This window comes from Nocardia otitidiscaviarum NBRC 14405, assembly GCF_000308635.1.
GTDB classification, from domain to species: Bacteria; Actinomycetota; Actinomycetes; order Mycobacteriales; family Mycobacteriaceae; genus Nocardia; species Nocardia otitidiscaviarum.
Window position 1 is genome coordinate 111,174 of record NZ_BAGD01000074.1, and the last position, 19,582, is coordinate 130,755.

Here is a 19,582-nt window from a genome sequence, read left to right on the forward strand (position 1 = left end):
GCGGATCGGCGTCGAGGGCGCTCCCAACGCCCTCGGCTACTTCGCCAGACCGCACTACCCGCGAGCCTGGGACCACGACTGGACCCAGGACGGACGATCCTGCGCGGACCTGATCCCGGACATGACGGCCACCGAATGGCTCGACAGCGAGCACACGAACCGGGCCCTGGTGTAACGCCGGGACCGGTCAGAGCAGGGTATCGCGCACCCGCAGCGGCCGGTAGCCCGTCGGGCCGAGCGCGGCGAGTTCGGCGTCGATGTCGACTTCGATCGCGCCGAAGAAGTTGATGTTGGCGCTGTGCGCGGGGGAGATGTGGGCCAGGACCTCGTCGTCGATGCGGTGGCCGGCCCGGCGCATCTGGGCGACCGCGAGGCAGTAGTACTCGGTGGTCCAGGCGATCACGGCGTTGGTGGCCAAGGTCAGACACCACGCCTGCTCGGTCTGGTCGGCGAGCTGGCGGGCCCGGATCGTGCCTTCGTGGGCGTAGAGCAGATCGCGGCGCAGCGCGTGCAGGGATTCGCCCTTGTTGAGCTGGCGGGTGACCTTGCGCCGGTAGCCCGAATCGGCCAGGTACTTCGCGGCGTAGATCGTGCGCCGCAGCGCCCCGTACTCCTTCAAGGCAGCGGCCAGCGTGTTCTGGCGCCCCGACGCCGAGAGCTTGCCGACCAGCGGGAGGCGGTGGCGTGCCCGAACTTCAACGACCCGGCCAGCCGGAGCAGGTCGTCCCAGTGCCCGGCGATCAGATCGAGGTTAGCCTTGCGGGTCAGCAGCGGGCCCGCGTGCGGGAACCGGGCCTCGGCGGCGCCGCGCGGGCCCGGCCGATAGAGGGTGATCCGGCCCAGGTCCCGGATCCGCGGGGACATCTGCATGCCGAGCAGGTCGAACAGGCCGAAGTTGACCAGGGTGACTCCGTGGGTGTCGGTGGCGTTCGGTGATCGGCAGATCGGTGGCGTTGCCGAGGATCTCGTCGAGCACGTAGTGAGCTTCGCGGCGCGTGGCGACGATGATCTTGGTGCCGTACGTGGCGTGGGTGTCGGTGACATGGGTATAGGTCGACAGGCCCTCGTTCGCGAAGTAGCGGCTCATCGGCCGCGCGGTCGTGGACTTCCCGCGTGTCGGGAAGCGCTGCCCATCGCTCGGCCGGAACATCCTCGGCGGTCAACGGCGAGATGACCAGCTCCCCGGACTCACCGTCCAGCCGCGCCGGGCCCTCGCCCTCGACGAGCACCGCCTCCAGCTCACCCACCGCGGTATGCAGCTCCTCGACCACGGCGGCCAGGGCGATGCCTGGATCGGCCGAGCGCCCGACCAGGCGGCAGAACTCGCCCCGATGCGGTTCCCACTGCTCGCCGGTGAGCAGGTAGGCGGCCGGGTCGGCGTAGCGGCGCGAGCCCGGCACGTACACGTCCCCGCTGCGCAGCCCATCGCGCAACCCGAGCAGCACGCACAGCTCTCAGTAGTGCCGATACGCCGTCGCGCTGCCGGACTTTGCGCGCCGCATCGAGGTAGCCACGCCACTTCGCGGGCACGAACCCGGTCGGGGCCTCCTCGAAGACCTTCCGGCGCCCGGTCGCGTTGAGCTCGCGCAGCATCGCCACCGCGATCCGCAACTCGGACGCGGCGGTCCCGCCGGCGAACCCGACCGTCGACAGCACCGCGGGGGTGAACTGGCGCAGGTAGTTGTAGGAGGAGTCCAGCGCGGCCAGATGCCCGTGATCACGCGGCAACCGGGGTTTGGCCTGCGCGATCGCCGCCCGCAGGCGCTCCCACCCGATCGCATCGCCGCGGATCAGCGCGCCGATCTCCTCATCGGCCACCGCCGGGTCGGTGACGATCGCCAGCAGGTCGTCGAGCAGCGCTTGGCGGTCCTCCCCCGTCTTGCCGCGCTCGGCCAACTCCTGCTGCATCCGGCGCTCCGCGGCACCGAACTTCGCCGAGATCGCCTGATCGAACAACGCCACGACCTCGTCGAGCACGTCGGTACCGGACTGGGCCAGCACGGTCAGCAGGATCGAGCGCACCGGCCGCCCGCCAGCCCAGATACTGCGCGACCAGGCGCAGATGATCGGTGCGGGTCTGAGCTCGGCGGCCGTAGGAACGGATCTCGCTACCGTCGAGGCGCAGCTGCTCGGCCAACCTGGCCACCGCGACCGGCGGGGCGCTCACCACGCGATCGGGCACGAACCCCAGCCACGGCAACGTGCACAACGCGATCGCGATACCGAGCCGATCAGCCGGACCACGCCCGCGCCCCGGATCGACGAACGCCAGATCCGCCGGCGAAAGCGTGAAGAACCGGAACAGCTCCTCACGGCCGATCTCCGGGAACTCCCGCAGACGCGCCAACTCCTCATCCGCGAACACCCGCGTCGCCACGACCCCGACCTCCCACACCAACCAATAGCGCTGGGAGCCAAGCCAACCAGCAGTCCGCCTCCACCGCAGGCCGAACCGGACCTCGGCGGTTACTACCGGAACCCCCACAGGCTGGGGTGTGTCGACAGTCGAAGTTGGGCGCACACCGTGGTGGAGCCCAGCACCACTCGCGTGGGGAGTGCGCCCGATTCCGTGGAGGAAACGCGGCAGTCCCGGCCGGGTCACGGGATCACAACGAGGTCGGTCGGCTCGGCGTGGGGTCAAGCATCCTTGTCACATACTCTGCTGAACCCCTGCTTCCGGCTGGAAGGTCGATCGCCGTGCGTGACAACGAGACCCCACCGCACCAGCGTCGCATGTACACCCGGTTCGGGCTGTGGACCGACCCCGCGATCTTCTTCGTCTCGGCGGGGGTCGTCATCGGGTTCGTGATCTTCGCCATCCTGTTCACCGATCAGCTGGACCGAGGCGCGACCGCCGCCAAGGACTGGGTCGTCACCAATCTGAGCTGGTTCTTCATATTCAGCGTCACGGCCATGCTGGTGTTCCTGATCTGGATCGCGCTGAGTAAGTACGGCAATGTCCGCCTCGGAGCCCAGGATTCGAAACCCGAATACAGCAACCTGTCCTGGTTCGCCATGCTGTTCGCCGCCGGTATCGGCACCGTACTCATGTTCTGGGGCGTGGCCGAACCGATTTCGCACTTCGGCGATCCACCGCGCGAAGGGGTGGAACCGAAATCGGTCGAGGCCGCCGACGATGCGATGGCATTCGCGCTGTACCACCTGGGACTGCACACCTGGGCCATCTTCTGCCTGCCGGCGCTCGCGTTCGCCTATTTCATCTATCGGCGCGGGCTGCCGATGCGCATGAGTTCGGCCTTCCATCCGCTCATCGGGGACCGCATCTACGGGCCGATCGGCAAGGCCATCGACATCGTCGCGGTGATCGGCACGCTGTTCGGCGTGGCCACCTCCATCGGACTGGGCACCCTGCAGATCAACAGCGGGCTGAACTACCTCAGCGATTCCATCCCCATCGGCAAGACGCAGCAGGTCGTCATTATCGCGGTCGTGACGCTCATCGCCACCGGCTCGATCGTCGCGGGTATGGACAAGGGCGTGAAGCGGCTGTCCAATCTGAATATCGGCATGGCCGTCGGCCTGATGATCTTCGTCTTCCTGGCCGGTTCGACGCTGTTTCTCGCCCGCGGCATCTTCCAGACCTTCGGCACCTACCTGAGCGAGATCGTTCCGCTCGCCTTCTGGAACGACACCTACGCCGACCTGCTGGAGAATCGGAGCTGGGGCTGGCAGGGCGATTGGACGGTGTTCTACTGGGCGTGGACGATCACCTGGGCGCCCTTCGTGGGCATCTTCGTCGCGCGGATCTCCCGCGGGCGCACCATACGTGAGTTCGTGCTCGGTGTGTTGGTCGCGCCGACCGCCTTCACCGTCGTGTGGTTCTCCATTTTCGGGCTGTCCGCCTTCGATATCGAGATCAACGGTTCCGGTGGGCTGGTCGCGGAGATGGATACCGAGTCCGGTGGCCGCGGTGCGCCGTATGCCCTGTTCACCTTCCTGCAGGAGTTTCCGCTACCCACCCTGATGGTGGCGCTGGCGGTACTGATCGTGGTCATCTTCTTCACCACCTCCTCGGACTCGGCCTCCCTGGTCGTCGACATGCTGTGCACGGGTGAGCAGGAGAAGAAGAGCCCGGTGCGGCAGCGCGTGTTCTGGGCGATTCTGGAGGGTGTGGTCGGGGCCACGCTGCTGGTCGCCACGGTGGGAGCCAGCGGGTTGGCCGCGCTACAGCAGACCATCACCATCGCCGGGCTGCCATTCCATGTACTGACCTTCTTCATGATGTGGGCACTGGTGCGCGCCCTGCGACGGGATGTCGAAGTGGTCGAGGTGCGGCCCCGCGCGGGCGAGTTCGGTGCGGATTCGCGCGGGTCGTGATCGACGGCGGAAATGCGAAAAGTCCCCGACCGCGGTCGGGGACTTTTTATATGTAACCGCCGGTTACATATACTCTGTGTCCGGAGGGGGACTTGAACCCCCACGCCCTAATACGGGCACTAGCACCTCAAGCTAGCGCGTCTGCCATTCCGCCACCCGGACCGGTGGTGCTCAGCAAGGTTATCGGATCGGACCGTATGGACCAAATCGGCCCCGAGCGGGGCGTGTGGCGCCGGTGGAGCGGTGGTCGGGAGTGGTTGCCGCCGGGTCGGATTGCGTGGCGACCGGGCGGCCCCCCGAGGCTGACGGTATTGGTGGCGAGGGGTCGCCACCATCCGTCCGGTTGACGCCGGGCGTCAGTTGTTGAGCGCCTCCAGCAGCGCGGCGCGCTGGCGCGAGCCCAGACCACCGATGCGACGGTCGGCCGGGATCTCGGCCTCGTCCATCAGCTTCGCCGCCTTGACCGGGCCGATGCCCGGCAGCGCCTTGATGACGGCGGCGACCTTGGTCTTCTTGACCAGGTCTTCCTTATCGGCGCGCTTGAGCACCTCGGCCAGGCTGACCGAGCCCTTCTTGACCTGCGCGATGAGCTCCGAACGAGCCTTGCGAACAGCGGCGGCCTTGGCCAGCGCCTCGGAGCGTTGTTCGGGGGTCATGGTAGGCAGAGCCATATGTAGTTCCCTTTCACTCGTCGCTGGTACGTCGGCGTCGATTCAACATCACGACTGGCCGGGCGCAAGTTCGACACACCGCGCGGACCTGGGAGTCTCGTATGGGCGTGTCGATGCGGGTGCGGCGGCCGGGACGAGTGGGGACGGCATTTCAGGTGGGGTTGACGGGAATTCGGCGGGTCCACATGATCATCGAAAAGCGCAGGGGTAACTGATCTTTCGCTGATCACCGCCCCGACCGCGACCGGCCGTTCGGACTGTTCGGACAGGCGACCAGCCGTTTGCCGGCGACCTCTCCTGGCAAATGCGGGACATACCGGCGCGCGGTGGTACTACGGTGTGCCGGTATCGCGACGAGCACCGGTGGAAGGCGGGCGCATGAGCAGGTCGTATCCGTACGCCGAGTGGAGAACCACGGCGCCACCCCTGGCGGACCGATACGACAGCGCCGAACCCCTGGAATGGAACGGCCGCACCGTGTACCCGGTGCACAGCGAACCGCTCGACACCGATCCGTGCATCGTCACGCTCACCCTGCGCTCGTCCGCACCGCCGGAGGGCGTGCGCAGCCTCGGCGTCGGACTGTCCGTGACCGGTGGGCACGTCGTGCTGAACGGGCGGCAACTGCCCGGCGTCGATGTGTGGAGCGACGCCATGACCGGGGGAGTCGCGCTGCGGCTGTGCCGCACCGACGGCGCGGGTGCGTTCTCGCTCACCCCCGTCTGGGTCGACGAGACCGACGCCACCGTGTCCTGGACCGGCAACTACGGCATGCTCGTCGAACGCACGCCTACCGCCACGGTGCTGCGGTGCAGCACCGGCGTCGGCGCGCCGAACTTCACCGAACTCGTCGTGGAACTGTGCACCGGCACCGCCGCCGCCCTCCCCGAACCCCGCCCGGCCGCCGACGCCAGCCGCTACCGCGACGCCCTCTACGACCTGGGCGTGGCCATGCACGGGCGCGGCGAGGAAGACCAGGCGTGCCAACTGTGGACCCAGGCCGCCGGATTCGGCCATATCGGAGCCGCCTGGGATCTCGGCGTCGTCCGCTACCGCCGCGGCGAATACGCCGACGCCGCGCACTGGTGGCGCATGGCCGCCGACCACGGTGACGCCCGCGCCATGAGCGGACTCGCCGAAGTGCTGGAACGGATGGGCAACACCAGCGAAGCCCGCGTCTGGCGCGCCGCCCGCGCCGCCGAATCGCAGAGCCCCCGCCCCTGAACCGGCGCACGGCGCGGCGTGCGCGCACGGGTGGGCGAGGTGCGTTTACGCTGGCGGGCGATCGTGGCGGGACCCCTACCGCCGCGCGGTGAACCAGAGGAACGAACATGAAGACCACGACGACGGCCGCCGCGGCGGCCCTCGTTCTCGGCGTCACCCTGCTGAGTGGCTGCTCCGACGTCGAACGGGCCCTCAACAAGGGCGGCGACACCAAATGCAGCGACTATCTCGCCCAGGACGCCGACACGCAGCGCGTGACCGTCACCAAATTCATCAAGCAGCAGACCAATACCGAGAACGAGCCCACCGGCACCTCGGTCGACTTCACCATGGCCGCCGTCCAGGCGCTCTGCTCGGTGCAAGCCAATGCCGACACCCCGATCAAGAACGCCGATATCGCGGGCATCTTTTTCAACAAGTGATCCGGCGACAGTGATCCGGCGCGGGCGCGGGCGACCGTGCCCGGCTACGCCAGCGGCGTGAGGCGGATGACGACGCCGCCCTGTTGCCAGGACTGGTAGATATCGGCCTTGCAGGGGGAGCCGTCGGGGTTGTAGCCGATGCCGTTGAAGGCGGCGTTCTGCTTGTTGTCGCGGGCGACGATCTCATACAGCTCCATGACCGACCGCTCGTCCCCGGCGACGTCGGCGAGCATCGGGGTGGGGGAGCCACCCATCGAAACCTCCACGGGGACATTGCCGCGCAGGTTCTTGACCCAGGGCCGCAGATTGGTGCCGACCAGGAGTTGGCCGTCGTGGCGGGTGTAGGCGATGGGGACGTCGTAGATCTTGCCGGACTTTCGGCCCTTCACATGCAGCGTGGCCAACCGCTTGCCGACGAGCTTGGACAGCAGGGGGACCCGCAGCAGGCCGCGCACGATGCTGTTGAACCGGGCCTGGTGTTTGCCGAGCGGCCGCGGGCCGTCGGTGGTCGGCGTTCCGTAGGGGTTCTCGGACGGTGAGCTCATCGCGGCGCTCCTGTGCGAAATCGGTTCGGACGCAACCCAGTATCACTCGTACCGCTGGATCGCGCCGGTGCGCGCAGCGATTGTCGGCGCGATCGTTTTGTGATCAAGTAAGGGCACGGAGTGATCCGGTTCATCGGGGAACGGGGAATGATATGAGTGCCAGAGCCGAACTCGAGCGGGAGTTGGGTGGGCCGCTGGCCGCGCTCGACGCCCTGTCGGAGGCGGAGATCGCCGATCTGCTGGAGCTGTTCAAGCAGGCGCAGCGGACCGAGCAGGCCGCCATGGTGGAGGCCGTCGACAAGACCGTCAGCGCGCTGCCGTGGCCGTTGAAGACCGCGGCCAAGAAGATCATGTTCGGGAATCGGTTGGGCTGATGAGTGATCTGGTCACCCGGGCGCAGACCATCCTGCTGGCCCGGACCCTGCACGTACCCGCGGAACGGTTGACCCACCTGGAGAAGCTGGGCGCACAGGGGTTGCACGAACTGCAGGAACGCATGGCGCGCGTCATCTTCGAACGGCACAATGCCACCTTCTCGCGGCTGAGCATGCTGGTACCGGTTGTCCCGCTGAGCATTTCGCTGCCCCTGGTGCAGCGGCTGGTGCCGCCCGTGATGGCCGGGCGCGCGGCGGGCGCGATCGGCGTGGACCATCCGCGCAAGGCGGTCGAGGCGCTGGACATCCTCGATCCGGCCTACGCCGCCGACGGCGCGCCCTATATGGACCCGCACACGGTGGGACGGCTCGCCGATGTCGCGCCGCCGCAGCCGGTGGTGCGCATCGTCAACGAGATCCTGCGGCGGCGCGACTATGTCACCGCCGGGCCGTTCCTCGCCTACGCCACACCGCAGTTGATCGAGGCGGTCGAGCACGGCGTGCACGATGACGAGGGGCTCATCCGGTCGGCGGCCTACTCGTATTCGGGCGAGAGCATCAGCGTCATCGTGCGGCATCTGCTGGACGGCCCGACACAGCGCATCCCCCGCCTGATCCGGACGATCGTGAGCGGACCCGACGAACTGCGGCTGGCCGCGCTGTCGGTGTTCGCGCGCACCGATCCCGACGTGATCGCCGCCATCGGCGATGTGCTCTTCGATCTCGGCACGCCCGAGGAGATCGCGGACCTCGTCACCACCTTCCTGGAGGCCGAGGCGGTACCGGAGACGCTGCGCTTCATCGCCCAGCTGAGCCCGACAGCCCTGGCGGTGCTGGCGGCCAATCCGATCATGCGGGACACCTCCACCGTCGCGACCGTCGTCGACGTACTGGACGGGTGCGCCGACCACGATCAGTGGCGTGGCCTGCTGGTGCTGGCCGAGCATGTCGAGCCGGATACCGCCCGTCGCATCGGCACCCGGTTCGGTGACTTCGACACCGCGACGCTCACGCGGCTCCCGGCCGTCACCGCCGCGACCGAACTGTGGCCGCCGCTGCTGCGACTGCTGGCCGCGGCCGAGGCCAGCGCCCAGTCCCGCATCGGCGAAACCTGGTCGACGCTACCGGAATCGGAACGCCGCGGACTCGAGCAGCGAATTCGCGAGCACGGGCTGGACGACGCGCTCACGGCACTGACCGCCACCTTGCATCTGGTGCACTGACAGCGCGGCCGCTGCCCCCGCCCGCGTCGAGCACCCTCCGCAGTCGGGTCGGGTGCCGCCCGGACCCATTCGGATGCGGGCCGCTCGGCCGCCGCGGCGCGCGAGCACGTCGGCGGGGCGCACGCATCGCCGTCAGGCGCTTCGGTGTCGGCGCTTCGACGTCGGGGTTCAGCGCAGTCGGGGTTCAGCGCAGTTGGGTGATGGTGTGCTCGAAGGCGAGCGCACCGTTGCCGTCGGCGACCTGGCGGTCGATGAGGTTGCGCAGCGGGGCGATGACATCCGGGGCCACACCGGCGTCGCGGCTGGCGCGGGCGATGGCGTCGACGGCGGCCTTCTGGAAGGCCAGCTGCTGCACCTCGGCGCGGAAGTCGCCGGAGTCGATGGTTCGGCCGAACTCCGGCAGCCCGTGCGCCATGGCGGTCAGCCACGCCTGGGCACGGTGGCCGAACTCCTCGGCGGAGACGCCCGCCGAGCCGACCATGGCCGCGGCATGGAAGAAACCGCCGAACATCGCGTACATGTTCGCCAGCAGGGCGAAGTCGAACAGCGCCGCCATTCCGGCGTCGGTGCCGAAGTACTCCACGGAGCCGAACAGTTCCAGGGTCTCGCGATGGCGGTCGAACACCGCCTGCGACCCGCTGTAGAGCAGCGCCGACCCCGGCTGGCCGATCATGGGCGGAATCGCCATGATACCGCCGTCGAGGAAGTCGATGCCGTGCGCGGCCGCCCACCGCGCCAGTTCCCGCGATTCCGCGGGCGCGGTGCTGGTCAGATTGATCAGCTGCTTGCCGCGCAGTTCGGCCACCACCGGATCGAGCTGTTCGTGTACGGAGGCGTGGTCGAGCAGGACCGCGATGATCACCTCACCGGCCCGCACCGCCTCGGCGACCGAGGCCGCCTCGGTCGCGCCCCGGGCCACCAGTTCGGCGGCCTTGCCCGCGCTGCGGTTCCACACCGTGGTGGCGCGCCCGCCCTTCAGCAGGGCGCCGGCCAGGGCCGAGCCCATGGCTCCGAGGCCCAGAACGGTGACCGGGGTGTGCTGGTTGTCCGCCATCGCGGCTCTCCTCACTAGATTCGACTGTGGTTGTCGGCGCGCCGGAATCCAGACTGCTCCCGCCCGCGTTGGCCCACAAGAACGCACTATTCGGTCAGGCACCTACCTGTAGGTAGGTGACGAGGTAGCGAGGCCAGGCATGGGTGAAAAGAGATTCGGACCATATTTCTGCGGTATCGACGCCGCCATGGACGTGGTCGGCGGCAAATGGAAATCGCTGATTCTGTGGGAGCTCGCCGAGCACGGCACCCGTCGCTTCGGCGAGCTCCGCCGTGGCCTGCCCGGCGTCTCGGAGAAGATGCTCGGTCAACAGTTGCGTGAGATGGAGGAGGACGGGCTGATCCACCGCGAGGTGTATGCGGAGATCCCGCCCCGGGTCGAATACACCCTCACCGCCGAGGGCACCGCGCTCAACATCGCACTGGCCCCGCTCGCGGACTGGGGGCGGCGCCGCATCGACCGCATCGGCGCGGAGCGCGTACCGCATCTGGCCTCCTGAGCGTGGTCGGCGGGCGGGATCGGCGGCGGTTCGCCAGCGGCATATCGCCCAGGGACCGAGCGGGCGGTTAGTGATGAATGCCAAGTCTGGGCGGTTCGGGCATTTTCGGCGACGGGCGGATCTATGATCGGGGCCGTTGCCGACGGGAACCGACCCAGACGGTCGGAGGACGGGGAAACGATGTCCGCCACAGTCGAATTCGACCGACGACGCGCGACCCCGCTCGGCCTATGACGGATTTCGTGGTACGCGCCCAGCTCATCCTGCTCGCCCGCACCCTGCACGTCCCCGTGGAACGGCTGGCCCATCTCGAGAAGCTGGGCGCGCAACGCCTGCACGAACTGCAAGATCGCATCTCGCGCACGCTGTTCGAACAGCACAACCCGGTCTTCGACCGCATGAGCAAGCTGGTACCCATCATTCCGCTGCGCATCTCCATTCCGATCGTGCAGCACGTGGTGCCACCGGTCATGACCGGACGGGCGGCGGGCGCGGTGGGAGTACGCTATCCGCGCAAGGCCGCCGAAGCGGTGCGGCTGCTCGAGGTGTCCTACGCCGCCGACTGCGCACCGTATCTGGACCCGCGCACCGTCGGACAACTCGCCGACGTCGCACCGCCGGAACCGGTGGTGCGCATCGTGAACGAGATGCTGGTGCGACGCGACTACGTCACCGCGGGACCGTTCCTCGCCTACGCCACACCGGAACTGGTGCGCGCGGTGGAGGAGGGGGTGCCCGACGACGAGGGCCTCATCCGCTCGGCCGCCTACGCGTACTCGGGCGCGGCGGTCAGCGCCGTCGTGCGGCAACTGCTGGACGGGGGGACCCGGCTGCCCGCCATGCTGGGCACGGTCGTGGACGGGTCCAAGGAACTGCGGCTGGCGGCGCTGTCGGTCTTCGCGCGCTGCGACGACGACGTGATCGCGGCCGTGGGCGACATCCTGCTCGCCTCGACGCCGCCCTCGGCCATCGCGGACCTGATCACCACCGTCGTCGCCGCCGGCGGCACGCCCGACGTGCTGCGCTTCACCGGACAGCTGCATACGCCCGCGCTGCTGCGCTTGGCGCTCAACCCCGGAATCGGGGACGTGGCAGAACAGCTCGTCACCGCCTGCGAGGGCTGCACCGAGGTGGCGCTCTGGCGGGGCATGCTGGAACTGCTGGCCCGCACCCCCGGGGAGGTGCGCCGCCACGCGGGCGCCCGACTCTCCCAACTCGATCCGGCGACCCTGCACATGCTGCCGACCATCGCGCAGGCCGCGCGGCTGTGGCCGCCGCTGCTGTGGGTGCTGGCCGGGGCCGACGTCGACGCCCAAGCCCTGATGGCGCAACGCTGGGCCCGCGCGCCCCGACTGCATCTCGAGGTGCTGGAACGACGCATCCAGGACCAGCGCTTGGAACCACTGCTGGCCGCGCTCACCGCCACGCTGCGGCTCTATCACTGACGCGGCGGCTCACCGTGGACGCGGCCACCGCGCAGCATCCACCCCTACCGGAGTGGTAGGAAAGGGGACGTGTCCGAAACCGTCGAACCCAGCACCTCACGCGCCGTCTCCGAAGTGGTCGATCTGGTCAGCACGCTGATCCGCTTCGACACCTCCAACACCGGCGAACTGGAAACCACCAAGGGCGAGCGTGAATGCGCGCAATGGGTGGCCGATCAGCTGCAACAGGCCGGATACGTCACCGAATACGTGGAATCGGGTGCGCCGGGCCGCGGCAATGTGTTCGCGCGGCTGAAAGGCGCGGACTCCTCGCGCGGCGCGCTCATGATGCACGGGCACCTCGACGTGGTGCCCGCCGAGGCCGCCGACTGGAGTGTGCACCCGTTCTCCGGCGCGGTGCGCGACGGCTACGTGTGGGGGCGCGGCGCGGTCGATATGAAGGATATGGTCGGCATGATGCTGGCCATCGCCCGCCAGTTCAAGATGGCGGGCACCGTACCGCCGCGCGATATCGTGTGGGCCTTCCTCGCCGACGAGGAGAACGGCGGCAAGTGGGGGTCGCAGTGGCTGGTGCGCAACCGGCCCGACCTGTTCGACGGCGTCACCGAGGCGGTCGGCGAGGTCGGCGGCTTCTCGCTCACCGTGCCCAGGGCCGACGGCACCGACCGGCGGCTGTACCTGGTCGAGACCGCCGAAAAGGGTTTGGGCTGGATGCGTTTGCGCGCCAAGGCCCGCGCCGGACACGGCTCGTTCCTGCACGAGGACAATGCCGTCACCATCCTGGCCCAGGCGGTGGCGCGGCTCGGCACGCACACCTTCCCGCTGGTGGTATCGGATTCGGTGGCGGAATTCCTCGCCGCCGTCGCCGAGGAGTCCGGGCTCGAATTCGATCCGGCCAGCCCGGATATCGAAGGGCAGCTGGCGAAGCTGGGCACCATCTCCCGCATCATCGGCGCGACGCTGCGCGATACCGCCAATCCGACCATGCTGCGGGCGGGCTACAAGGCCAATGTGATCCCGCAGACCGCCGAGGCGGTGGTGGACTGCCGGGTGGTGCCGGGTCGCCAGGCCGAATTCGAGCGCGAGGTCGACGCGCTCATCGGTCCGGATGTGGAGCGCGAATGGATCACCAAACTCGACTCCTACGAAACGACATTCGACGGACACCTGGTGGACGCCATGAACGCCGCCATCGTCGCCCACGACCCGAACGGGCGTACCGTGCCCTATATGCTCTCCGGTGGTACCGACGCGAAAGCGTTCGCCACCTTGGGAATTCGGTGCTTCGGCTTCGCACCGCTGCAGTTGCCGCCGGAGCTGGACTTCACCGCACTGTTCCACGGTGTCGACGAACGGGTTCCGGTGGAATCCCTCGAATTCGGCACCCGCGTGCTGGAACACTTCCTGCTGCACAGCTGACTCGCGAAAGGATTCACCCGTGCCCGATTACGACTACAACCCCTACGCGCCGCTGCCCGACCTGCCGGGCTTCACCCTCACCTCCTCCGATGTGACCGACGGCCAGCCGTTCGGCAACGATCAGGTGAGCGGGGTGTTCGGCGCGGGCGGCAAGGATGTGTCGCCGCAGCTGTCGTGGAGCGGATTCCCGGCCGAGACCAAGAGTTTCGCGGTCACCGTCTTCGATCCGGACGCGCCGACCGCCTCCGGTTTCTGGCACTGGGCGGTCGCCGACATCCCGGCCGCGGTCACCTCGCTCGACAGCGGGGCGGGCAGTGAGGGCGGCACCCTGCCCGCGGGTGCGGTGCAGCTGCGCAACGACGGCGGCTTCGCCGGATTCGTGGGCGCCGCCCCGCCGCCGGGACACGGCTACCACCGCTACTTCATCGTGGTGCACGCGGTGGATGTGGAATCGCTGGGCATCGACGGCAGTGCCAGCCCGGCCTACCTGGGGTTCAACCTGTTCTCGCATGCCATCGCGCGGGCGACGATCGTGGCGACCTACGAGCAGAAGTGAGCGGACGCGCACCGCGCTGACCGGGGCCCGGAACCGAAAGGTTCCGGGCCCCATGTCTATTCGCTCCGCGTACGTCTATTCGCTCCGCTTACGACGGCACGTTGACCACGTTCTCCGGCGGCGGAGTGGTGTAGAGCTCGGCGATCTCGGTCGCGTACTTGGTCGCGATCGGGTTGCGCTTGAGCTTCAGGGTCGGGGTGAGCTCGTCGCCACCCGGATCCCACGCCTGCGGCACGATGACGAACCGTTTGATCTGCTCCACGCGCGACAGCTTGGAGTTGGCGACCTGCACCGCGGCCAGGATCTCGTCGATGATCTCCTGCTTGGTGGTCAGGGACGCGACATCGGCGTCGGGCGTGCCGAGGTTCTTGGCGCGCACGGCGGCGGTGTCCGGATCGAGAACGACCAGCGCGGCGATGTAGGGCTTGGCGTCACCGATGGCGACGACCTGGCCGACCAGCGAGGACGCGGCCTTGACCGTGTTCTCGATATTGGTCGGGGACAGGTTCTTGCCCGCCTCGTTGATGATCAGTTCCTTCTTGCGGTCCACGATGTGGACGTAGCCGTCCCCGTCGATGGTGGCCACGTCGCCGGTGTGCAGCCAGCCGTCGGCGTCGATGGCCTCGGCGGTCTTCTCCGGCATCTTGCGGTAGCCGCGGGTGACGATGGGGCCGCGAATCAGTAGCTCACCGTCCTCGCCCAGCTTGATCTCGGCGCCGTCGAGCACGCGACCCACCGAACCGGGGCGGGGCTTGTCGAGTTCGGTGAAGGTGCCGACGCCGGAGGTCTCCGACATGCCCCACACCTCGGTGACCGTGAAGCCCAGGCCCAGCATGTACTCCAGGGTCTCCGGCGGAATCGCGGCCGCACCGGAGGCGGCGACCTTCAGCTCGTCCAGGCCCAGCGCGTGGCGCAGCTTGGACAGCACCAGCGCGTCGGCCAGCTTGTGCTGCACCGACAGCACCGGACCGCGGCCCTTACCTGCCAGGTCGGCGCGGGCGGCCTGGACACCGGTGGCGATGGCCCAGTTGGCGAGCGACTGCTTGGCGCCGCTGAATTCGGTGGCGATCTTGGCCTCGATACCGGCCTTGATCTTCTGCCAGACGCGCGGCACGCCGAAGAAGGCGGTCGGGCGGGCGTCCGGCAGCGCCGCGGCGATCTCGCGCGGGTCCGGGACGGTGGTCATCTGCACGCCGGTGAACAGGTTGGCGCAGTGTCCGGAGATGCGGTCGGCGACGTGCGCGGCCGGGAGGTACGAGACCGAGCGGTCGTCGAAGCCGACGATCAGGGGACCGGTGAGCAGACCCTTGATCTGCGCGACCACATTGCTGTGGGTGAGTTCCACGCCCTTGGACGGGCCGGTGGTGCCGGAGGTGTAGATCAGGGTCGCCACATCGTCGGGCTTGACCGCACGCCAGGCGGCGTCGAAGTCGAAGCCCTCCAGCGGGGCGGCCTCCACCTCGGCCAGCGAGACGGTGCCCGCCGCCGCACCCTCGACCAGCACGATGTGCTCGAGCTCCACGCCCGCGCCGCGCACCGCGTCCAGGAACACCGGCTCGGTGATGACCACCTTGTTCTCGGCATTGGTGAACAGGTGGTTGATCTGCTCCGGCGAGGAGGTGTTGTAGATCGAGAACGGCGTCGCGCCCAGATGTAGCGCCGCGGTGTCCACGAGATTGAATTCCGGCCGGTTGGTCAGCATGATCCCGACAGTGTCACCGTGCCCCACCCCGAGCCCCGCCAGTCCGGCGGCGATGCTGCGCACCCGCTCCCCGTACTGCTTCCAGGTGATCTGCTGAGTCCCACCCACGGTCCGCAACGCGACCTGGTCCGGCCGCACCGTCAGCGTCTCCTGAAACGCCTCCGGAATCGTGTAGACCGTTTTGCCCGATTTGTGCGTATAGCCGATGTCTGTCGTCATATCCCTGCTTCCGATTCTCATGACCACCGCGCCCGACGCGCCCCCACGCGGGCCCTCGCCCCCGGAGCTGATCCGCTACCGGTCGACTCCGACCCACGCCTGGTGACACGCCCCACATGTGGCACGGCTCACTCATCGTAATCACATCGGGGGTGCCGTGTCGCGTGCTACCCCGTCCGCAGGTGTATTCACGCCCGGCGCGCGATGGCGCGCCAGCCGGAAACCGGCGCGATAGGCATCCCAGCGTGCCGCCACCGCCGGTGATATCGGCCGAGACGAGCGCCAACTCCAGCGCACCCGCGTGGAGGCTATGGCCAAGACGAAAGCCATCACCGCGGCCGCCGCGTCCGAATTCATCGTCAGGCGGGTGGCCGCGTGCCACGCGGTCCATGCGACCGCGCAGCCGATGGCCAGACGTGCACCCCATTTCGCGACGGTCAGCCACATCCATACCCGGGACGCCGGCAAGCCGTGCGCGAAACCCGTGCGGCGGCGTTTGGCGTCCAAGTATGCCGCGGCGACCGGGCCACGGGGCTTGGAGTAGAGCCGAATTCTCTCGACCCGGAATCCCGCGTCTCGCAAGCGTTGTACCTTGCACGGATTGTTGGTCAGGAGCTTGATCGAACGCAAGAACCCGAGGGCGTGCAGGCTTTCGATGGCGGCGTCGTAGTTGCGTGAATCGTGCGGATAGCCGAGGCGTTCGTAACTCTCGAAGGTGTCGGTGCGGTGAGCCTGGCTGTACGCGTAGCCGGCCGCCTTCACCATCAAGCCCGCGCCCCGGCCCTCCTGTTCCAGGTAGACGAGGACACCGGCCCGCTCCCAATAGATCAGATCCAAGGCCAGGTCCAGTTCCGGCCCGCAGTCGCAGCTGTCGGACCCCATCGCTTCGCCGTAGAGGCATTGGGAGTGGATGCGGACCAGACATCCGTCACCGGGATCACCGAAGACGAAGAGATAGCCGCTGTCACCGGAGCCCGAAACCCGAAACACTCGCACCCCGAGGGTGCGGCCTCGCCGGGTGAAACGGTGGCGAACTTCGTGAGGTGCGAAGTTATCACCTGTGTTGGGCACAGCGGTCAACCTTTCGAGAAGAACGTCGGTGGTGTGTCAACGTATGCACAAGGAAAGGTGCTGCTCGATGCGTCTCACCCCGGTGGGCAAGCACAGACCGCAACGATAGCCAAGTGTGTGCCAGCGACGACGGCGACGCCGGACTACTCACGATTGCGAGGCATATCCACGTTCATCAGAGCGTCGATCTCCGCAGCCGATGGCAGCGCGTCCGATACGGTTCCCACCGATTGCGTGGCGACCATCGCTCGAGCCGCCCACCGGAAGTCCGGATCACGAGCCGGCTGCCCACGGGTCACCAGACGGAAGGTCAGCGCCGCCGAAAACGCCGCGTACGCACCAGACGTCCCAGCCATGGCCGTCGCGACCGAGCCGACCACCGTCTCACCGCTGCGGGAGCTGACGGTCACCTGAAAACCGTCGATGGCACAGACCGTGTCGACCCCGAGGCCGAGCAGCCGCTCCGCCGCCGTGCCGATGGCGGAGCTGTGTGCGGAGGCCAGCTGTTCCAGTTCAGCGGAGGTGCCGATCATGTAGTCCACCGAACGCAGGTGGCGGTACAGCTTTCGAGGCGATATCGAATCGCGCAGGGGCGGCGAAGCGTTGACCACCACCCAGCAGGGCGATGCGCGGGCATCGATGATCTCCAGTGCCCGGACGATCACTTCCACCGGTTGTTCGAAGGTCAGCAGGACGGCGTCCGCCGTCGACAAGGCAACATGACGTGACCGCTCGTCGAGGTCGTTCGCGTGTAGTCGGAGGCGATCGTCCCGGTAGGCCATATTCATCGGAAGCTCGCCGTGCGGCAGGATCACGGCCGTGACCGGTGTCCGCGCCGCCGCGACGGTGGTGACCAGGCTCGTGTCGACGCCACGCAACCGCAGGTGGGATAGCAATTCCCGGCCCTCGGCATCGTCGCCGACGGCTGCGATCAGTTGCGCCCCCAAGCCCAACTTCGCCACCGCGACGGCACGGTTGAGCCCCTTGCCACCGGGTGAGCGTTCGAGATCGCACCATGTCGAGGAACCGGGCACCGGCACGCGATCCACCACATAGTTGTGATCCACCACCGCGTCGCCGAGCACGGTCACCCTGCCTCGGACCCCTCGCTCGGCATGAGCACGACGGACGACCGGTCCCGCACCGAAAGCGGTTGCCGTGGTAAGGAGATGAGCAAGTGCGGAGAACGCACGCCGTTCGGGTTCGCCACGCAGCGTTCGCACGGAAGACGGCGCGGGCGGAATGGCGTCGGCCCCGAACGCCTCGTGCAGCTGCCGCCAGTTCCTGGTCAGGTAGGCGCGCCGGTCACCCAGCTCGGCGGCGTAGAGAAGCGCGGGATCGATGCCTGCCTCGGTGTTTCCCCGCAGCAAACCCAGCGAGAGCTCCGCGTCGACGATCAGGCGATCGGTGGGTTGCAGCAGGCGCGCGGCGTTCTCGATCACGTCCTGCACGACTTCCTCGCGCGAGCGCATGGTTCGCAAGACGTTCTCGCGCACGATCGGCAGATCGAGTAGCGCAGCGATATCGATCTCGGTGCCCCGTAGACGATCTGAGCTCAAGCCGGATCGTTTGCTGAGGCGAGTGAGAATGCCGCGCACCGCGACCACGCCGGGGTCCTGCGAGGCGGGGGCAGGGTCGGCGGCTTTGGGGCTGCGCTGCGTTGCCATTCGTTCGTACGATACCGATGGGGGCACTTTCCCTCCAGGCGAATCGGCAATTGCATTGTTGCGAAGGCAATTGCCGTCAGTAGTTGTGCCCGCGCAGCAGATGACCGGCATGTAGGCGCTTGGCCTCCATGTAACGCTTGGCGCGCTCACTGCTCGGTCGCGTGTTCAGCGGCACGATCTCCACCGCGAGTCCCACGCGACGCAGCGCGGTGACCTTGTCGGGATTGTTGGTCATGAGCCGTACGGCGCTGAGATCCAGTCCGGTGCGCAAGCTTTGGGCAGCGTGCTCATAGGTTCGGGAATCCACATCGACGCCGAGCATGCGGTAGCTCGTGAACGTGTCGACCCCGGACTCCTCGCTCAACCGCAACCCCTGCGCCTTGACCAGCAGCCCCGCGCCTCGCCCCTCCTGTTCGAGGTACACCAGGACCCCGCCGCCCTCGGCCTGAATTCGGTCCAGTGACAGTTCCAGTTCAGCGCGGCAGTCACAGTCCTGAGAGCCGAGCACGTCACCATACAGGCAGCGAGAGTGCAAGCGCACGAGCGGATTCGGCCCGAGTTCACCGAAGACCAGGATGTGGCCGAGCTCGTGGTCACTTCCGGTCATCTCCAGCACGCGCACCCGTATCTCACGTCCCTTCCGAGTGATCGGATGCTCGGCCGCCACGGTCATCGATCCGGCCGCGTTGGAATCCGACTCGTCCGCGACACAGCGATGTCCGTCTCCACCCACAAGTGGAATGATGACAGTTGCGCGTGGTCTATCGGCTGCGGCGGTGCAACGGGTACTCGTAGCGTTACGGTGCCGAGGTTTAACGCACAGGGGAACGGTCAATTCACTTGTGGCAACGGCAATTGCCGGAACTGCCGACAAATGCCATCCTGAATTAGGCGACACAACGCCCCCACCAAGACGGTCGGGAGGTCCTGGTGCTGAGAGTGCAGCTCCTCGCGCGACGTGTCCGACGGTGCCGCAGGTCGGCACACAGAGAATCCGAGACCGAGCAAGGCGCGAATACCTTCGGCGTCCTCGCGCGGTAGGAACTCGTCCGGACCCGCTTCTCCCGCTCGTCATTGCCGGTGGATCACCGATTCGGGATCGACCGGTCTCGCGCGTACCCGTATTCGGTCGCGGCGACGACTTGCCCGATCC

The 19,582-nt window shown here is 67.9% G+C and carries 16 protein-coding genes, 1 tRNA gene and 1 pseudogene; 9 read left to right on the top strand and 9 right to left on the bottom strand.

The window, feature by feature from the left end:
- Positions 1 to 187 precede the first annotated feature (187 nt).
- Positions 188 to 2,377, bottom strand: a pseudogene (locus ON31_RS38440) (Tn3 family transposase).
- Between the two features lie 320 nt (positions 2,378 to 2,697).
- Here ON31_RS38440 and ON31_RS15320 point away from each other — a divergent pair.
- Positions 2,698 to 4,338, top strand: coding sequence for a BCCT family transporter (locus ON31_RS15320; protein ID WP_255222121.1), 1,641 nt, complete (start codon positions 2,698 to 2,700; stop codon positions 4,336 to 4,338).
- Positions 4,339 to 4,415: 77 nt separating this feature from the next.
- Here ON31_RS15320 and ON31_RS15325 read toward each other — a convergent pair.
- Positions 4,416 to 4,500, bottom strand: a tRNA-Leu gene (locus ON31_RS15325).
- Between the two features lie 194 nt (positions 4,501 to 4,694).
- Positions 4,695 to 5,009 carry an integration host factor, actinobacterial type gene (gene mihF / locus ON31_RS15330; protein ID WP_029927743.1) on the bottom strand — a complete coding sequence of 105 codons (315 nt, stop codon included), beginning with the start codon at positions 5,007 to 5,009 and terminating at the stop codon, positions 4,695 to 4,697.
- A gap of 378 nt (positions 5,010 to 5,387) precedes the next feature.
- Here mihF and ON31_RS15335 point away from each other — a divergent pair, with 378 nt between their 5' ends.
- Both ON31_RS15335 and ON31_RS15340 read left to right on the top strand, forming a co-directional pair.
- Positions 5,388 to 6,233 (top strand): tetratricopeptide repeat protein, encoded by an 846-nt coding sequence (locus ON31_RS15335; RefSeq protein ID WP_039814319.1) that lies wholly within the window; start codon positions 5,388 to 5,390, stop codon positions 6,231 to 6,233.
- A 107-nt stretch (positions 6,234 to 6,340) separates the two neighbouring features.
- Positions 6,341 to 6,655 carry a hypothetical protein gene (locus ON31_RS15340; RefSeq protein ID WP_029927746.1) on the top strand — a complete coding sequence of 105 codons (315 nt, stop codon included), beginning with the start codon at positions 6,341 to 6,343 and terminating at the stop codon, positions 6,653 to 6,655.
- Between the two features lie 44 nt (positions 6,656 to 6,699).
- On the opposite strand, the gene ON31_RS15345 is transcribed toward ON31_RS15340, so the two are convergent.
- A complete protein-coding gene (locus ON31_RS15345; protein WP_218007327.1) occupies positions 6,700 to 7,200 on the bottom strand; it encodes a nitroreductase/quinone reductase family protein in 501 nt (166 codons plus the stop codon).
- 152 nt (positions 7,201 to 7,352) lie between these two features.
- On the opposite strand from ON31_RS15345, the gene ON31_RS15350 reads away from it, so the two are divergent.
- On the top strand, positions 7,353 to 7,574 hold the full coding sequence (locus ON31_RS15350) for a hypothetical protein (protein ID WP_039814321.1): 222 nt from the start codon (positions 7,353 to 7,355) through the stop codon (positions 7,572 to 7,574).
- Positions 7,574 to 8,797, top strand: a complete 1,224-nt coding sequence (locus ON31_RS15355) for a hypothetical protein (RefSeq protein WP_051037290.1) — start codon at positions 7,574 to 7,576, stop codon at positions 8,795 to 8,797. The genes ON31_RS15350 and ON31_RS15355 overlap by 1 nt, the downstream gene beginning before the upstream one ends.
- Before the next feature lie 184 nt (positions 8,798 to 8,981).
- Here the strand turns inward: ON31_RS15355 and ON31_RS15360 are convergent, their stop codons facing one another.
- Positions 8,982 to 9,851: an NAD(P)-dependent oxidoreductase gene (locus ON31_RS15360; RefSeq protein WP_039814322.1), complete on the bottom strand. Its 870-nt coding sequence runs from the start codon at positions 9,849 to 9,851 to the stop codon at positions 8,982 to 8,984.
- Between the two features lie 139 nt (positions 9,852 to 9,990).
- On the opposite strand from ON31_RS15360, the gene ON31_RS15365 reads away from it, so the two are divergent.
- The 4 genes from ON31_RS15365 to ON31_RS15380 all read left to right on the top strand — a co-directional run bounded on the left by ON31_RS15365 (position 9,991) and on the right by ON31_RS15380 (position 13,770).
- Entirely contained in the window at positions 9,991 to 10,350 is a 360-nt protein-coding gene (locus tag ON31_RS15365) for a winged helix-turn-helix transcriptional regulator (RefSeq protein ID WP_029927757.1), read from the top strand.
- A 230-nt stretch (positions 10,351 to 10,580) separates the two neighbouring features.
- On the top strand, positions 10,581 to 11,795 hold the full coding sequence (locus ON31_RS15370; protein ID WP_051037292.1) for a hypothetical protein: 1,215 nt from the start codon (positions 10,581 to 10,583) through the stop codon (positions 11,793 to 11,795).
- A 69-nt stretch (positions 11,796 to 11,864) separates the two neighbouring features.
- A complete protein-coding gene (locus ON31_RS15375; protein WP_051037294.1) occupies positions 11,865 to 13,214 on the top strand; it encodes a M20/M25/M40 family metallo-hydrolase in 1,350 nt (449 codons plus the stop codon).
- Between the two features lie 19 nt (positions 13,215 to 13,233).
- On the top strand, positions 13,234 to 13,770 hold the full coding sequence (locus ON31_RS15380; protein WP_039814323.1) for a YbhB/YbcL family Raf kinase inhibitor-like protein: 537 nt from the start codon (positions 13,234 to 13,236) through the stop codon (positions 13,768 to 13,770).
- Between the two features lie 88 nt (positions 13,771 to 13,858).
- Here the strand turns inward: ON31_RS15380 and ON31_RS15385 are convergent, their stop codons facing one another.
- The 4 genes from ON31_RS15385 to ribA all read right to left on the bottom strand — a co-directional run bounded on the left by ON31_RS15385 (position 13,859) and on the right by ribA (position 19,162).
- A complete protein-coding gene (locus tag ON31_RS15385) occupies positions 13,859 to 15,691 on the bottom strand; it encodes an AMP-dependent synthetase/ligase (protein ID WP_039814324.1) in 1,833 nt (610 codons plus the stop codon).
- Between the two features lie 141 nt (positions 15,692 to 15,832).
- Positions 15,833 to 16,762, bottom strand: coding sequence for a GTP cyclohydrolase II (locus ON31_RS34700; RefSeq protein WP_255222124.1), 930 nt, complete (start codon positions 16,760 to 16,762; stop codon positions 15,833 to 15,835).
- A gap of 143 nt (positions 16,763 to 16,905) precedes the next feature.
- Positions 16,906 to 18,429 (bottom strand): carbohydrate kinase family protein, encoded by a 1,524-nt coding sequence (locus ON31_RS15395; protein WP_051037297.1) that lies wholly within the window; start codon positions 18,427 to 18,429, stop codon positions 16,906 to 16,908.
- Positions 18,430 to 18,505: 76 nt separating this feature from the next.
- On the bottom strand, positions 18,506 to 19,162 hold the full coding sequence (gene ribA / locus ON31_RS15400) for a GTP cyclohydrolase II RibA (protein ID WP_051037299.1): 657 nt from the start codon (positions 19,160 to 19,162) through the stop codon (positions 18,506 to 18,508).
- Between the last annotated feature and the right edge of the window lie 420 nt (positions 19,163 to 19,582).

Excerpts from the sequence above, each read along its gene's own strand:
- mihF (WP_029927743.1), bottom strand. The coding sequence starts at position 5,009 with ATGGCTCTGCCTACCATGACCCCCGAACAACGCTCCGAGGCGCTGGCC.
- ON31_RS15335 (WP_039814319.1), top strand. The coding sequence starts at position 5,388 with ATGAGCAGGTCGTATCCGTACGCCGAGTGGAGAACCACGGCGCCACCC.
- ON31_RS15340 (WP_029927746.1), top strand. The coding sequence starts at position 6,341 with ATGAAGACCACGACGACGGCCGCCGCGGCGGCCCTCGTTCTCGGCGTC.
- ON31_RS15345 (WP_218007327.1), bottom strand. The coding sequence starts at position 7,200 with ATGAGCTCACCGTCCGAGAACCCCTACGGAACGCCGACCACCGACGGC.
- ON31_RS15350 (WP_039814321.1), top strand. The coding sequence starts at position 7,353 with ATGAGTGCCAGAGCCGAACTCGAGCGGGAGTTGGGTGGGCCGCTGGCC.
- ON31_RS15355 (WP_051037290.1), top strand. The coding sequence starts at position 7,574 with ATGAGTGATCTGGTCACCCGGGCGCAGACCATCCTGCTGGCCCGGACC.
- ON31_RS15360 (WP_039814322.1), bottom strand. The coding sequence starts at position 9,851 with ATGGCGGACAACCAGCACACCCCGGTCACCGTTCTGGGCCTCGGAGCC.
- ON31_RS15365 (WP_029927757.1), top strand. The coding sequence starts at position 9,991 with ATGGGTGAAAAGAGATTCGGACCATATTTCTGCGGTATCGACGCCGCC.
- ON31_RS15370 (WP_051037292.1), top strand. The coding sequence starts at position 10,581 with ATGACGGATTTCGTGGTACGCGCCCAGCTCATCCTGCTCGCCCGCACC.
- ON31_RS15385 (WP_039814324.1), bottom strand. The coding sequence starts at position 15,691 with ATGACGACAGACATCGGCTATACGCACAAATCGGGCAAAACGGTCTAC.
- ON31_RS15395 (WP_051037297.1), bottom strand. The coding sequence starts at position 18,429 with ATGGCAACGCAGCGCAGCCCCAAAGCCGCCGACCCTGCCCCCGCCTCG.